This window comes from Sphingomonas sp. (assembly GCF_965227385.1).
Taxonomy (GTDB): domain Bacteria; phylum Pseudomonadota; class Alphaproteobacteria; order Sphingomonadales; family Sphingomonadaceae; genus Sphingomonas.
In genome coordinates this window covers 1,637,699-1,653,395 of record NZ_OZ245750.1, presented here as the reverse complement: position 1 = coordinate 1,653,395, position 15,697 = coordinate 1,637,699, and the positions used below count along the sequence as shown (strand labels likewise).

Here is a 15,697-nt window from a genome sequence, read left to right as displayed (position 1 = left end):
GTCTCCTATTTATGGGTGGGGCCGTAGGCGCCGGCGCGCGCAGCGCTGCGCCCCCCCTGCGCGAAGGGCGAATAGCCGAAGATGGCGGTGACGATGAACATCGCCGCGACGAACAGGCACCACAGGCCGAAGAAGAAGCTGCCGCGGGTCATTCGCTTTCCTTGAACAGGGCGGCGACCCCGATGGGGTCGTAATCGCTCTCTGCCTGCCGTGCCTGTTCAAACCGGACATGGCGGGCAAGGCCCCAGCCGAGCGGGATCAGAATGAAGATCAGGGCGATGATCAGGTTGGAGAAGTAGACGCCGCCGCGCCGCACCTCGACCACCACTTCGGGCGCATCGCCATTGGTGAGCCAGTCGGCCTGACCCCAGCCGGCCGGATTGTTCGCGATCCAGCGATTGCCGCGATAATCGATCACCAGATCATAGGTGCCGCGCGGCACGCTGGCGATCGAGATTTCGGATTCGCGCGATCCTTCGACCCAGTCGCCTTCATCATCGCGGCCCGAATAGCGTTCGGCGACGCCATAGGCCTCATAGACGCGCTGGGTGGTGCGATCGACCAGCGCGTAATCAAGGTCGACCCAGCCATTTTCGAGCCGGGGCACCCGCGCGCGCAGCTCGACCCGCTGCCACGGCTGGTCGAACGTCACCGATCCGACCGTCACCGACTGGGCGGCGCCGTCGCGCGCGATCGGCAGCACCCCGATATCGTTCCAGCGGCCGCCACCCATCACAATCGATATGATGACCAGGAACGCCATCGCCGCCAGCCCCAGCTTGACGCAGGTCGACAGCCAGCCGGCGTGCGGCGACACCATGTGCGGCGGCGGCGGCCAGGGATGGCGCTCCGCCTCTACCCCGAACGCCGCCTCGATCTCGCGCGGGGAGAGCAGCCGCGCGACCGACCAGCTGACCTCCTTGGCATTGGCTTCGCGCGACAGCGTCCAGCCGGGCGCGGCCCATTCGGAGGTGATCACCTGCTCCCCGATCGCGACGCGCCAGTAGAATTCGCCGAGCACGGCATCGACCCGCGCCTCGCGCTCCTTGAAGAAGCGGCGATAGTGGCGGCCGCCGACGCTCAGCGTGTCATATGTGACGAAGTCCGGGGTCGCGGTGAGCTGCTCGCCCAGGCTCCAGCTCTGCCCGTCGAAGATGAGCCAGCGATAGCCGTGATAGGGGTTGAACAGCAGATATTCTTCCCACGGATAGGCGCCGTTCATCGACCGCGCCATCCATCCGATCGCCTCCCACTCGATCCCGTCCAGCATGCCGCGGGTGCCGAGTGGGATGTCGAGCGCGCGGGTCATCTCCGCATAGCGCGTGACCAGCTTCACCAGCGGATCGGCGACGTCGAGAATGCTGCCGCATGCGGGACAGGCCGCCGTGACCGAATAGCCCGCTGCGCGCAGCGTCACCGCCGACCCGCACGCCGGGCAGCTGAGCGCGCGCACCGCCGGAGCGGGCGGCGGAGCGATGGTTTCGAGCTCAGCCGGCATAATTGGGCAGGCTCCACCCTTCGAACCGACGCAGCCCGCGTGGGGCGAGCTCGGCCAGCGTGACATAGCGCCCGGTATAGAATGTCGCGCCCGCCCCATCGCGCTGCAGCGACGCGCTCTCGCCACCCGGGCCTTTCAGGTCGATGCTGTACACCCGCCAGCCGGGCGGGGCGGTGAAGGGCAGTTCACCCTCAGCCGCGATGCACAGCACATCGCGGGCGTCGGCGACCTGCATCTTGACCCCACCAATCTCGGCCGCCGTGCCGGGAACCGCCTCGCCCCCCGCGATCACGTCGCGCAGTACCTTTGCCCGCGCGGTCTTCAGCGGTGCTTCGCGCAGCAGCATGAACTGGCCCATCGCTTCACCCAGCCAGCCATGGCCGCCATCGTCCAACAGCATCAGCCATTCGTTCCACGCGCCATCGCTCCATGCCCAGCGGACGCGGCCGATCACCTGAAACCCGATGCCGTCCGCCATGCCGCGCATGCCGATCGTCACCGGGCTGACGTCGAACGGCAGCACCGCCGCCTCCCCTACCGCGCGCACCCCATCGTCGCTGCGCACCAGCATCGTCTGGCAATAGTCGCAGATGCGGCACGGCAGCGCCGCCGAGCGAAACACGGCGTCGGCACCGCAATTTGGACAGGCGATCGTGAGGCCCATGACAGACTAGCGGATGCGCCCGAGCAGTTCGGCCTTCTTGGTATCGAACTCGGCCTGGCTGATCGCACCGATGGTGAGCAATTTATGCAGCTTCTCGATCTGCGCGAACGCATCATCACCGCCCGCGGGTGCGGCGCCAGCGGGGGCACCGGTCATGCCCGCCGCCATCTGCTGTCCGATCGCAAAGCCCGCCGCTGCGCCCGCCCCGGCCCCGGCGACGCCGCCCGACTGGCCCGCCGCAGTCTCGATCGCCTGCGCGCTTTGAAACCGAACGAACCGGTCGAGGTCGCCGACGACACGCATCGAACTCGACTTGTCGAGCATCGCCTGGACATCTTCGGGCAAAGACAGGCTCTCGACGAAGAAGCTGGTGCAGGTCAGGCCCCATTGCGCAAAGGCAGGTTCGACCGCGGCGCGCAGCTGTTCCGACAGCGCGGCCTGATTGGCGGCGAGGTCGAGAAACGCGATCTCGCCCCCGCCCAGCCCCGTCGCCAGCGCGGTGGCGATCGCTGCGCGCAGCTGCGGCTCAAGGTCGGCGGCGGTCAGTCGGTCGAGCGACCCCATCATTTTGACCGCGAACACCGCGACATCCTCGACCCGGAAGCTGTAGCTGCCGAACGCACGTATGCGCAGCGGGCCGAATTCCGTGTCGCGCACCGTGATCGGCTGCTGCGTCCCCCATTTCAGGCCGGTCTGCTCCTTCTGCGAGAAGAAATAGACGTCAGACTTGAACGGCGCGGAAAAGCCCTTGTCCCAGTTCAGCAGCGACGTGAGGACCGGGAGGTTGCTGGTCTCGAGCGTGTGCAGCCCGGGCAGGAATGCGTCGGCCAGCACGCCTTCATTGTAGAACATCGCGGTCTGGCCGCTGCTCACGGTCAGCTGCGCGCCATTCTGGATCTCGCGGTCCTGCATCGGGAAGCGGACCGCCAGCACGCCTGGTTCGTCGACCCAGTCGATGACATCGACTAACTGCTTCGAAAGAAAATCGAAAATGCCCATGCACGCCTCCCTGAGCCGCTACGCTACAAAGCTTGGGCGAATACGGGAAGGCGTTTCGGCAGCGTTGGGGTGGCGCGTGCGCGCGGACCGGGCCACCGGGCTTGCCGACCGCAGGGCGGATCATGCTATGCATCGCGGCATGAGCCTCCATGTCGCGTCTCTGGTCGCTCTTGCGCTGATCGTCGTGATGTTCGCGGTCGCCGCGATGGTGGAGCGGAACGGGACCGACCATCCCGATGTGCGCCTGCGCCGCCGCGCCTATACGCTCGCGCTCGGCGTCTATTGCACCAGCTGGACCTTTTACGGCGCGGTCGGCAGCGCGGTGCGCGACGGGTGGAGCTACCTGCCCATCTATGCTGCACCCATCATCCTGCTGCTCGCCGCGCCGCGGTTTCTCCGCAGGCTGGCCGAAGCCGTGGCGGAGGAACGCGCGACCACCGTGTCCGACTTCATCGCCGCGCGCTTTGGCCATGACATCGTCGTCGCGCGGCTGGTGACGACGATCGCGCTGCTCGGCACCATCCCCTACATCGCGCTCCAGCTGCGATCGATCGGCGCGGCGCTGACGATCGTGTCGGGAGCGGATGTTGCCGTGCCCGCCATGCTCGTCGCCGCCCCGCTGCTCGCCGTGTTCGCCGCATTGTTCGGCGCGCGTCGGTTCGAGCTGGCCGGGCGCAGCGAGGGGCTGGTCTATGCGATCGCACTCGAATCCGCGATCAAGCTGCTCGCGCTGCTGCTGGTCGCGGGGATCGCGGTCATCGTGATCGCCAATGCCGACACCGCAGCGATGCAGGCCGGCCTGGAGCGGTTCCAGCAGAGTTTCCGCGCGGACCGCATGTCGCTGGAAGTGGCGATCATCTTCCTGGTCGCGATGCCCGCGATCCTCGTCCTGCCCCGGCAATTCTACATGGGGCTGGTCGAGGCGCGCCATCCCGACGATCTGGTTCGCGCGCGCTTCGGGCTCGCCACATATCTGGGGGTAATGGCGGTCGTCATCCTGCCGATCGCCCTAGCCGGCACGATGCTGCTCGACCCCGGCGTTTCGCCCGACGTCTATGTGCTCGAACTGCCCGCCGCGCAGGGGCAAGGGCTGGTGCTCGCGGCGGCACTGCTCGGCGGGGTCAGCGCCGCCGCGTCGATGGCGATCGTCGATTCCACCGCGCTGGCGACCATGGTGTCGAACGACCTGCTGTTCCCCACGCTCGTCCGCAGACGCATGCTGTCGAGCGCGAACACCTCGGGCGCGATGGGACAGCGGATGCTGGTGCTGCGCCGTGCCACCATACTCGCCATCATGCTGCTTGGCCTGGTCTGGGCGCTGCTGGTTTCGTCGCAGGATTCGCTGGCGTCGATTGGCCTGATCGCTTTTGCCGCGATGGCGCAGTTCGTGCCGCACTTCATCCTCGCGGCGACCGGCAAGGGCCGCGATGCGCTGGCGGCGCGGGCGAGCCTGACGACGGGCCTCGTTTTCTGGCTCTACACATTGGCGCTGCCACCGGTGCTGCCCGATGGCGTGATGGCAATGCTGCAGGACGGGCTAGCCGATCCGACCAATCTGCTCGGCATCGGATCGGCCACGCCGCTTACCCATGGCGTGATCTGGAGCGTCGGCGCGAACCTGCTCGTGTTCGGTGCGATTGCGGCGCGCGGACTGAACCGGCCGCATTTTCCGCGCATGTTCGGCGGGGAAAGGCTGATCAGCAACCAGCGTGACCTGATCCAGCTGACCGGAAGCTTTGTGGGGCACGAACAGGCGGAGCGGGCGTTCAGCGACGTCGATCCGACGGCGTCGGTCGACCGACGCTCCGCCCGGCGCGCCCGCGCGCTGATCGCACAGGTGGTCGGGTCGTCGTCCGCGCGCGCGCTGGTCGCATCTGCTCTCGCCGGCGGCAAGCTCAGCGTGCACGAGGTCGCGCGCCTGCTCGACGAAGGCGGTGCCAGCCTGCAATTCTCGCGCAAATTGCTGGCATCGACGTTCGAAAATGTCGAAGCCGGCATCAGCGTCGTCGATGCGGACCTTAACCTGGTCGCATGGAACAGCCGCTATCTCGACCTGTTCGATTACCCGCCGGGCATGGTCTATGTCGGCGCGCCGGTCGCGGACCTGATCCGGCACAATGCGCGGCATGGCGACTTTGGCGATGGCGATGTCGAGATGCAGGTGCGCAAGCGTCTCGCCCATCTGCGCAACGGCCAGCCGCACCAGTTCGAGCGGCAGCGACACGACGGGAAGACGATCAAGACCGTCGGGGGCCCCATGCCCGGCGGCGGCTATGTCATGTCCTTCACCGACATCAGCGAGGAGGCGCGGATGCGCACGGCGCTGCGCACCACGCTGAACGAGCTGGAGCGCCGGGTCGAACAGCGCACCAGCGAGCTGCGCGATGCCAATGCGCGGCTGGCGGAGGCGGATCGCGACAAGACGCGCTTCCTCGCGGCCGCCAGCCACGACCTGTTGCAGCCGCTCCACGCCGCCCGACTGTTCACCAGCGCCTTGTCCCGCGACGCGACGCCGGGACAGTCCGGCCTGCTGACCCAGGTCGATCAGGCCCTGCTCGCCGCCGAAGACCTGCTGCGTGCGCTGCTCGACATCAGCAAGTTCGATGCGGGCGGCGTGACGCCGCACCCCGTTATGATCCCCCTCGGCCCGTTCCTAATCGAACTTGCCGAAAGCTTTCGCCCGATGGCACGCGACAAGGGGCTGGATCTGCGGCTCGCCTATCCGCGCGGGACCGTTCGGTGCGATGCCGGGCTGTTGCGGTCGGTGCTGCAGAACATCCTGAGCAATGCCTTACGCTACACGGTTCAGGGCGGGGTGCTGATCGGCGTGCGCCGGCGGGGCGCGTTCTGGCGCATCGATATTGTCGATACCGGCGTTGGCATCGCGCCGTCGCAGCTCTCCCAGATCTTTGCCGAGTTCAGGCGGCTGGGCACGATCGAGACCGAAGGGCTTGGACTGGGGCTGGCGCTGGTGCGCCGGATCGTCCCGCTCATCGGCGGACAACTCGATGTCCGCTCGCGCCCCGGTCATGGCAGCTGCTTCAGCCTGTCGCTGCCCGCCCATGCCGATGCGCCGGTGGTGCCGCCAACCCCGGTCGAACCGGACGCGCCGGTGCGATCGCTCAGCGTGCTGGTCGTCGATGATGACCCGCGCATCGTTGCTGCCAGTGCCGCGCTGCTCGAAGCGCTCGGCCACCGTGCGATCGGCGTCCGCAGCGCCGGTGACGCGTTGGCGGTGGCCGATCGCATCGACGCTGCGCTGGTCGATTATCAGCTCGGCGGTCCGCTGTCGGGCCTCGCCCTCATCGCCCGGCTGCGAGCGCAACGCGCCGATCTCGCCGCACTGCTGGTTACTGCCGAAGCCGGACCCGAAATCCGCGCCGAGGCGGCGGCGCTGGGTGTCGATGTCGTGGCCAAGCCGGCCAATCCCGCCGCAATCGAAGCCTTTCTGCGCAAGGCATCAGCCGCGCAGGTCGATCCCGAGTGAGCGCGCCACCAGCGCGGCCTGCGTCCGGGTGCGCACGTCCAGCTTGCGCATGATCGCGGTCATGTGAACCTTGACCGTCGCCTCGCTGATGTCGAGGCGGTGGGCGATCTGTTTGTTGAGCTGCCCGTCGAGCACCGCCAGCAGCACTTTGAGCTGCATCGGCGTGAAGCTGGCCACCGTCGCCCGCACCTGATCGACCGGTTGCTCCGGCGCATCGACGGGAGAAGGAACCGGCGTGTCGAGCGCGGCGGCGATCGCCGCTTCGATCGCGTTCAGGTCGCTGCCCTTGTCCAGATAGCCGATGGCGCCGAACGCGCGCGCCTGTGCCGCAGCCTCAGGGCCGGAACTGGACACGACCAGGATCGGCACCCCGGGACGTTCGGCATGGAGCAGGGCGATCCCCGAATAGCCAACCGCGCCCGGCATTTTCAGATCGAGCAGGATGAGCTTCAACCCCTCGGCGCGCGCCGCGGCCGTGGCTGCGCCCTCGATCGTGCCAGCCTCGATGATGGCGGCGTCGGGCAGGACGTGATGCACGGCAAGGCGCAATGCCTGGCGGAACAGGGGATGGTCGTCGGCGATAAGAACGGATTGCGTCAAGCCTGCTTCCCTCCACGTCGCCCGCAACTAATGCCGGAAGCACGACAAGTCACGCAATCCGGCACATATTGCAGAGAGATCGCATCTCCCGCCCGCAGATCCGCCGGAGCATGATGTCATACATCTACGACCATTGTCGTAATGACATTCGGCGCCGCCACGGCCATGATCGCCGCCGCCTCGTACCGCGCCTGCGGGATAGAAGGCGGATCGATCAGGAGAGTTGAGCGCCCATGGCTAACCCGGCCCAAGACATGCCCAAGCACCACGAGGCAACCCAGAGCGAAAAGCTGGTCATCACCGCTTCGTCGCTGGGGACGGTGTTCGAATGGTATGACTTCTACCTCTACGGGCTGCTGGCGACGATCATCTCTGCGCAATTCTTCTCAGGCGTGAACGAAACCACCGGGTTCATCTTCGCCCTCGCCGCCTTCGCCGCCGGCTTTGCGGTCCGCCCCTTTGGCGCACTGGTGTTCGGGCGGATCGGCGATCTGGTCGGGCGCAAGAACACCTTCCTCGTCACCATGGGCCTGATGGGCTTCGCCACCTTCGTCGTCGGCCTGCTGCCCTCCTATGCCACGATCGGCGTTGCGGCGCCCGTGCTGCTGATCGCGATGCGGCTGATCCAGGGCCTTGCGCTCGGCGGCGAATATGGCGGCGCGGCGACCTATGTCGCGGAGCATGCACCGAACAACAAGCGCGGCCTGTACACCAGCTTCATCCAGACGACCGCCACGCTGGGCCTGTTCGCGGCGCTGCTGGTGGTGATCGGGACCCGCACCCTGGTCGGGGAAGAGGCGTTCAAGGACTGGGGCTGGCGCGTGCCGTTCCTCGTCTCAATCATCCTGCTCGGCGTGTCGCTGTGGATCCGGATGCAGCTCGAAGAGAGCCCGGTCTTTAAGAAGATGAAGGAAGAGGGCAAGACGTCGAAGGCGCCGCTGACCGATGCGTTCGGCAAATGGAGCAACCTCAAATGGGTGCTGATCGCGCTGCTCGGTGCGGTCGCCGGGCAGGCGGTGGTCTGGTACACCGGCCAGTTCTACGCGATGTTCTTCCTTGAAAAGATGCTGATGGTCGATGGCGCGACCACCAACATCCTGATCGCCATCGCACTGGCCATCGGCACGCCGTTCTTCATCTTCTTCGGCTGGCTGTCGGACAAGGTCGGGCGCAAGCCGATCATCATGGCCGGCTGTGCGCTGGCGGTGCTGACCTATTTCCCGGCATTCCAGGCACTGTCGTCCGCAGCCAACCCGGCGCTCGCCCGCGCCGCCGCGACCGCGCCGGTCACGGTAGTCACCAACGACGCGGATTGCTCGCTCCAGTTCGATCCGGTCGGCGGCAACAAGTTCGACAGCAAGAGCTGTGACATCGCCAAGGCGTTCCTCGCCAAGAATGCGATCAGCTACAGCTCGGTCGAGGCACCGGCGGGCGCGATCGCGCAGGTCAAGATCGGCGATGCAACCTTTACCGCGCCCGATCCCGCGCAGGTGACCGGTGCCGACCGCAAGGCTGCCATCACGGCATTCCAGGGCGAGCTCAAGGCCGCGCTGACGAGCGCCGGCTATCCGTCCAAGGCCGATCCGGCAGCGATCAACAAGCCGCTGGTGGTGGCGATCCTCACCTGGCTCGTGCTGCTGGTGACGATGGTCTATGGCCCGATCGCGGCGATGCTGGTCGAGCTGTTCCCGACGCGGATCCGCTACACGTCGATGTCGCTGCCCTATCATATCGGCAATGGCTGGTTCGGCGGCTTCCTGCCGACCACGGCGTTCGCGATGGTCGCGGCGACCGGGGATATCTATTACGGGCTGTGGTACCCGATCGTGGTCGCCGGACTGACCCTGATCGTGGGGCTGCTGTTCCTGCCCGAGACGTTCCGCAAAAATATCGACGAATAGCCGGAAGGCGCAGGCCGATTTCCTGCGCTGAGAAATGACACCGGTATCAAGACAGATTGAAATTGGGGAGAGACCAGATGACCAACTTCGCACGTGCGGCCCGGATTGCCGCGGTCAGCTCGACGGCGTGGCTCGCCATTGCGCTGGCACCATCCGCCTTCGGCCAGACCGAGGCTACGCCCGCGGATGAAACCGAGGCCGAGGAAGAAGTCGTCGTCACCGGCATCCGCGCATCGCTCGAAAACGCGCTCGACATCCGGCGTAAGGCCGATGTCATTCTCGACGGCATTTCCGCCGACGATATCGGCAGCACCCCCGACCTCAACCTCGGTGAAGCGCTGCAGCGCATCCCGGGCGTCCAGATCAACCGCTCGGCCGACCGGCGCGACGCATCGATCAGCGTGCGCGGGCTTCCCAGCCAGTACACCAAGACCACGGTGATGGGGCAGAGCATCGCGACGCCGACCTTCGGCACGCGCGGCAACGGCAACCCGTTCGGCATCTTCGACGCGGCGATCTTCAGCGGGGCGGACGTCATCAAGTCGTTCACCGCCGAAATTCCGGCGGGTGGCCTGGCCTCCAACGTCGATCTGCGCCTGCGCTCCGCCTTGTCGCGCAAGGAGGGGTTCGTCGCCCGCGCCGAACTGCAATATGAGGAGACGACCGAGGATGCCAATCCCGGCTATTTCCTGTCGGTGGTCAAGCGCATCACACCCAATTTCGGGGTCTATGCGACGGGCTCCTACGCCAAGCAGAGCTTTCGCCGCGACACGATCCGGGTCAATTCCTATACCTCGTTCACGCAGGCGCGCCTCAACCAGCTGGCGGCGACCAACCCTGCGTTCGCGATTCCCGCGACCGACGCCAACGGCGTGCCCAACGATGTCGTGTTCCCGTCAGAAGTGCGGCAGATTTCGCAGACCAATGACGGCTATCGCGTGTCGGGCGGCGCGGGGATGGAGTGGGAGATTTCCGACACGCTCAAGGTTCGCGTCGACGGCATCTACACCCGGCGCGACCTGTCCGACGCCAATCTCGACCTGCTGATCGCCTTTCCGCAGGATGCCACGGGCATCGTCACCCCGCTGTCGGCCCCGGTGTCGCTGGGCACATTCGATCGCGGCTCCAACGGGTCGGTCGAGAATGTCTACGTGGTCAACAATATCGCGGCGAGCGACTTTGCCATTCCGATCGGCAACCGCAACTTCCCCTCGATCGACCAGAGCTGGGCGATCTATCCGCAGGTCAATTTCCGCAACGACGACTGGGCCGTGGATTTCGTCGGCACCTGGTCAAAGGCGGTCGGCGACAAGCGCGAGTTCCTGTACGAACAGCGCATCCAGCCCAATACCGGTCGCGCCGATGCCAATGCCGACGGCATCGACGATGCCGGCAACGGCGCCTATGCGATCATCAACACGGGCCTTGGCAATTACCGCGACTTCCTGTTCGACCTGACGGTGCCGGGCGCGTTGCTCGACGTGGGCAATGGCAGCTATGCCGTCAGCGCGGGCAACGCGATCCAGGCACGCAACTCGACCCGCCCGCAAAATGTGGTCTTCACCGCCAGCGGCAATGGCGTGCGGGTCAAGCGCGACATGCTCGCCGCCGACTTCAAGGTCGAGCGCTTCGTCGAGTTCGGACCGTTCACCAGCGTGAAAATCGGCGCCTATTATCAGCGTGAGACCGCGGACCAGACGCTGCAGGAAAACGCAAATCTGGGCACGCAGCTGAACAAGCTAAGCAACAATATCTTCAAGCTCAACGATGCCGTGACGTCGGGCGGCACCTTCTTCGGCGGCGGCGCGCCGGGGGCGGAGTTCGGCAATTTCTATTCGCTCAACATCCGCAACGTGGAAGCGGCGATCTATCCGGTGATCAACACGATCCCGCCCGGGGTCACCTTCGCGCCGACCGCGGCCCAGCTGGCGGTATTCTTCCCCGAACTGACCCCCGCCGCGCGTAGCCGCATCACCTATGCCAACATCCTGGCACTCGCCCCGCGCAACTCGCTGACCGGGTTTGTCCAGCGTTTCCCGCTGAACCGCGTCGAGGGCCAGAACTTCAATTCCGAACGCGACAATCTTGAGCTGTTCGCGATGACCAAGTTCGACCTAGAACAGTGGAAGGGGCTGTCGCTGCGCGGCAATATCGGAATGCGCTATGTCCGATCGAACCTGTCGGGCGTGACGCGCGATCAGGCACTCGACTTCTACACCGCGCTCGGTTTCACCGAGGCGGATTTCCGGCCGGGCTATTTCCTGCCGCCCGAACCGGCGACGGGCAAGTACAGCGCGTGGTTGCCCTCGGCCAACCTGATCTATGAGATCACGCCGAAGCTGGTGGCGCGTGCAGCCTATTACGAGACCTTCGAGGCGTTCGACCTTGTCGAATTCAGCCCCGCCCCCACCCGCATTCTCGAGGATGTCGATCCCGATGCGGGCGACACGGTCAGTTCGGTGCGGATCGACGTCAACCGCTTCGGACTCCAGCCGCGCAGCTCGCGTGCCTTCGACCTCGGCATTTCGTGGTACAACCGTCCGGGCAGCGTGATCGCGCTAGGCTATTTCAACAAGCGCGTGACCAACGACATTCTCACCCTCAACAATTTCTGCCCGGCGGGGCAGAGCTTCACGATCGAGGGGCAGACGTTCGGCCCGCTGTTCATCGACGGGTCGGGCCGATGCCGGATCAATCAGGCCAACCCGATCGAGACCGCGAACCAGCGCATCATCATCAACCAGATCGTGAACAACCCCGACGCGATCACGGTCAACGGTCTGGAGTTCCAGATCCAGCAGCGGTTCGACTTCCTGCCCGGTTTCCTGCGCAACACCGGCGGCGTGTTCAACTATACCCGCGTCCGATCGGGCGGGGCCAATGGCACCAAGCTCTACAATGTCGCCAACGACACCTACAACATCATCGGCTATTATGAGGACAGCCTCGTCCAGCTGCGCATGGCGTATAACCACGCATCGGACATCGAGCTGGCGGGCGGATCGACCTTTACCGGCAGCGCCAGCCGCGTGCGTCCGCGCGGACAGCTCGACTTTTCGGGCGCGCTCAAGCCGAGCAAGTGGCTCGAACTGCGGCTGGAGGTGTACAACATCACCAATTCGCGGCGCGAGGAATATGAAGGCGACCCGCGCCTCAACCGCGTCGCCGATTTCGATGGCCGCACGGGAGCGCTCAGCGTGACGGTGAAGTTCTGATGCGCGGGGCGGTCCGCGCAGTTCTGGCCGGGGGGCTGCTGCTTGCGGCACTTCCCGCTGCCCACGCCGCAACCCCGGCCCCTGCACAGTGCAAGGGTGCGGAAGGCTATCTCGCCAGCGGGCAGCGCACCTTTCTGTGGCGGCCCGAATGGCTAGCGGCGCAGCGTACGGCGGCAGCCAGCGACGCTGCCCTGCGCCAGCGGCTGATCCGCGGCGCGGACGCGGCGCTGCGTCGCGGACCGTACAGCGTCACCGACAAGCCGCGCGCGGCGGGCAGCGGCGACAAGCGCGACTATCTGTCGATCGGCCCCTATTGGTGGCCGGACACGTCGAAGCCCGATGGCGAACCCTATCGCCGCCGCGACGGGCAAGTGAATCCGGAACGCAATGGCGACCGTTTCGATGTCCAGCGGCTCGGCGCGTTCAGCCGTGACGTCGAGACGCTCGCGCTGGCATGGCACGCTACCGGCGACGTGCGCTATGCCGAGCATGCGGCAAAGCTGCTGCGCGCATGGTTCGTCACCGCAGAAACGCGGATGAATCCCAATCTCGACTATGCCCAGGCGGTACCGGGCGCGTCAGCCGGCCGGCCGGAGGGGATCATCGAAGCGACGCGGCTGGTCCCGGTGATCGAGGCGATCGGCGTACTCGGCCCCAGCAAGGCGATCAGCGCCGACGATCAGCGCGCGATCGAAAGCTGGTTTGCCGATTTCGCGACCTGGATGGCGGCCAGCCCCAATGGCAAGGGGCAGCGTGCGGCCAGGAACAATCACGGCGTCTATTACGACATGCTGCTGGGCCAGTTCGCGCTGTTCGCGCGGATGGACAATGTGACCCAGCGCCTGGCGCAAGACTTCCTGACCCGCCGTCTCGGCCCGCAGATCGATGCGGCCGGCACCCTGCCCGCCGAAACCGCACGGACGCGCAGCTGGCATTACTCCGCCTTCACCCTACGCGCCGGGGTGCAGATGGCGATGCTGGGCGACTGTGTCGGCGTCGATCTGTGGCAGGGCGATGGCAAGGCCAATCCGCTGCGGCGCGGGGTCGATTATCTCGCGGGCTACCGCACCAAACTCGACGCCTGGCCTTTCAAGGATATCGATCTTGCCGACCCCGGCCGCCGCGCGCGGGCTATGACCGAGAGCGACACGATGCTGACCCTCGCCGCCTGGGGGTTCCGCGACGCGCGGCTGATGCCGCCGGAAGTGCCAGCCGCCGATGCAGGCTGGCTAGTCCCCTATCCCCGTTGAACCAGCGAGAGTGACGATGACCCGAACCGCCCTGATCGCGCTCGCGCTGACCGCCGCCACGCCGTCGCTGGCCGGACCGCTCACCGTCGCGCCGCATCTGGCGAGCCATATGGTGTTGCAACAGGGCAAGCCTGCGCAATTCCGGGGCGGCGGTGCAACGGCCGGGGAAGAGGTCACCGTCAGCTTCGGTGCGGTCACCGCGCGCGGGCGCGCCGATGCGCAGGGCAACTGGCAGGTCACCCTGCCCACCCTGCCCCGCGGCCAGAGCGGGACGGTCACGATCCGCGCGGCCAGCGGCGCGTCGCTGCAGCTGGACGATGTCGTCACCGGCGATGTCTGGCTGTGCTCGGGCCAGTCGAACATGGACCTGCCGGTGTCGGGCAGCGCCAATCCCGACCGGACCGCCCGCGAGAGCGCGGGGCTGCCGATCCGGTTGCTCAAGCTCAAGCGCACGGCCGAGGCGAAGCCTGCACGCGATATCGTGCCGGAGCTCGCCTGGTCGCGCGCGGCGCCCGACAATCTTGGCACTTTTTCCGCCGCGTGCTGGCATATGGCGCGCGAAATCCTGCGCAACGATCCCAAGACCCCGCTCGGCCTGATCCACGCCGCCTGGGGCGGATCGACGATCGAGGACTGGATGTCCCCTCCAGCGCTGCGCACGTCCGGCGCGTCGCCGGAGCAGCTGGGCTGGCTGGAACGCTATGCGGCCGACCCTGTTGCGGCGCTGTCTGCGGCGGTGGACGCAACGGATCGCTGGGCGGAGACCGCCGACCCTGGCTCGGCCGGAGCCGCCTGGGCCGCCCCCGGTTTCGCCGATGGCGACTGGGACCGGATTGCCGTCCCCGGCCAATGGGAGCGGTCGGGAATCGATGGCCTCGCCGGCTATGACGGTGTGATGTGGTTCCGCACGAACCTTGCCCTGACCGCGGCGGAACTGGGCGATGGCAAGGATGTCGTGCTCCAGCTGGGCCGGATCGACGAGCGCGACCGCGCGTGGATCAACGGCGTGCCGGTGGGCGCACAACTCGTCGCCGCCGAACAGCGCAGCTATCGCATCCCGGCTGGCGTGCTGCGCGCGGGCGAGAACAGCATCGCGGTGCGCGTGATCGACGAAATGGGCGGTGGCGGCTTCAGCGGCCCCGCTGACGCGCTCGCGGTGGTGCTGCCGGGCGGCGCGCGCAAGCCGCTGGCTGGATCTTGGCGATATCGCCGCGGCACCGCCGATAGCGCGTGGAAGGAAGCGCCGCCAGCAATTCCGTGGAGCATGCCGCGCGGCCTTACGATGGCGTGGAACGGCATGATCGCGCCGCTCGCGGGCACCGGCCTGCGTGGCGTCGCCTGGTATCAGGGTGAATCGAACACCAGCCGCGCAGCGGGCTATGCCAGCGCGCTGCGGGCCTGGCGCTCATCATGGCGCGCGCATTTCGCCGATCCGGCGCTGCCGGTCGTGATCGTCCAGCTGCCCGGCTATGGCCCGCGCAGCGTCCGGCCCGGCGATGCCCCATGGGCGCAGCTGCGCGAGGCGCAGCGCGTCGTCGCCAATGAAGACGCCGGCACCGGACTGGCGGTCGCGATCGACCTTGGCGTCGTCACGGACATTCATCCCGCGCACAAGGACGTGGTCGGCGAACGCATGGGTCAGGAAGCACTGCGCGTCGCCTATGGCATCGCCCGCCCCGCTGCACCCCAGCCGCTCAAGGCAACACGCACTGGCGAGGGCATCGAGATCAGCCTGCGCTCTGCCGAAGGCCTCGCAGTCAGCGGTGCGCTGGAGCCCGTCGCGTTCGAACTGTGCGACGCGGCCGGGGCGTGCCGCTACGCCCGCGCAACCGTGCGCGGACAATCGGTGCTGGTCATCGACGACGGCCGCCCGGCGAGCGAAGTCCGCTATGCATGGCAGGGCAGCCCCCCGATCAACCTCTATGCGCGATCGGGGCTGCCGATCGTTCCCTTTCGTCTGAAGATTGCGGCGGACTGACGCAACGCCGCGCGGCCTAACCCCTTTTAGTTCAAGATTTTCCCCTCCGGGCGAGGAACGGCATCTGGCGCGCCTCGTTGAGTCAGCATTCCCTCGACCGGAGGT

10 protein-coding genes are annotated in these 15,697 nt (G+C 66.8%); 5 read left to right on the top strand and 5 right to left on the bottom strand.

What is annotated here, in order from left to right; all coding sequences use genetic code 11:
• Positions 1–5 precede the first annotated feature (5 nt).
• Genes ACO05N_RS07830 through ACO05N_RS07815 form a run of 4 tightly spaced genes read right to left on the bottom strand, consistent with a single transcriptional unit; the run spans position 6 to position 3,161 of the window.
• Positions 6–152, bottom strand: coding sequence for a hypothetical protein (locus ACO05N_RS07830; RefSeq protein ID WP_422056600.1), 147 nt, complete (start codon positions 150–152; stop codon positions 6–8).
• On the bottom strand, positions 149–1,498 hold the full coding sequence (locus ACO05N_RS07825; RefSeq protein ID WP_422056599.1) for a DUF4178 domain-containing protein: 1,350 nt from the start codon (positions 1,496–1,498) through the stop codon (positions 149–151). Before ACO05N_RS07825 ends, ACO05N_RS07830 begins: the two co-directional genes overlap by 4 nt.
• Positions 1,488–2,162: a DUF4178 domain-containing protein gene (locus tag ACO05N_RS07820; RefSeq protein WP_422056598.1), complete on the bottom strand. Its 675-nt coding sequence runs from the start codon at positions 2,160–2,162 to the stop codon at positions 1,488–1,490. The genes ACO05N_RS07825 and ACO05N_RS07820 overlap by 11 nt, the downstream gene beginning before the upstream one ends.
• Before the next feature lie 6 nt (positions 2,163–2,168).
• On the bottom strand, positions 2,169–3,161 hold the full coding sequence (locus tag ACO05N_RS07815) for an SPFH domain-containing protein (RefSeq protein ID WP_422056597.1): 993 nt from the start codon (positions 3,159–3,161) through the stop codon (positions 2,169–2,171).
• A gap of 139 nt (positions 3,162–3,300) precedes the next feature.
• Here ACO05N_RS07815 and ACO05N_RS07810 point away from each other — a divergent pair, with 139 nt between their 5' ends.
• Positions 3,301–6,648: a PAS-domain containing protein gene (locus tag ACO05N_RS07810; RefSeq protein ID WP_422056596.1), complete on the top strand. Its 3,348-nt coding sequence runs from the start codon at positions 3,301–3,303 to the stop codon at positions 6,646–6,648.
• On the opposite strand, the gene ACO05N_RS07805 is transcribed toward ACO05N_RS07810, so the two are convergent.
• Complete coding sequence (locus ACO05N_RS07805; RefSeq protein WP_422056595.1) at positions 6,622–7,248, bottom strand: LuxR C-terminal-related transcriptional regulator; 627 nt, start codon at positions 7,246–7,248, stop codon at positions 6,622–6,624. The two genes, ACO05N_RS07810 and ACO05N_RS07805, sit on opposite strands and share 27 nt — an antisense overlap.
• 254 nt (positions 7,249–7,502) lie before the next feature.
• Here ACO05N_RS07805 and ACO05N_RS07800 point away from each other — a divergent pair, with 254 nt between their 5' ends.
• The 4 genes from ACO05N_RS07800 (at position 7,503) to ACO05N_RS07785 (ending at position 15,592) form a co-directional block, all read left to right on the top strand.
• A complete protein-coding gene (locus tag ACO05N_RS07800; protein WP_422056594.1) occupies positions 7,503–9,149 on the top strand; it encodes an MFS transporter in 1,647 nt (548 codons plus the stop codon).
• Between the two features lie 77 nt (positions 9,150–9,226).
• Positions 9,227–12,364 carry a TonB-dependent receptor gene (locus ACO05N_RS07795; RefSeq protein ID WP_422056593.1) on the top strand — a complete coding sequence of 1,046 codons (3,138 nt, stop codon included), beginning with the start codon at positions 9,227–9,229 and terminating at the stop codon, positions 12,362–12,364.
• Complete coding sequence (locus ACO05N_RS07790) at positions 12,364–13,614, top strand: alginate lyase family protein (protein WP_422056592.1); 1,251 nt, start codon at positions 12,364–12,366, stop codon at positions 13,612–13,614. Before ACO05N_RS07795 ends, ACO05N_RS07790 begins: the two co-directional genes overlap by 1 nt.
• A gap of 16 nt (positions 13,615–13,630) precedes the next feature.
• Entirely contained in the window at positions 13,631–15,592 is a 1,962-nt protein-coding gene (locus tag ACO05N_RS07785; protein WP_422056591.1) for a sialate O-acetylesterase, read from the top strand.
• Positions 15,593–15,697: the final 105 nt, after the last annotated feature.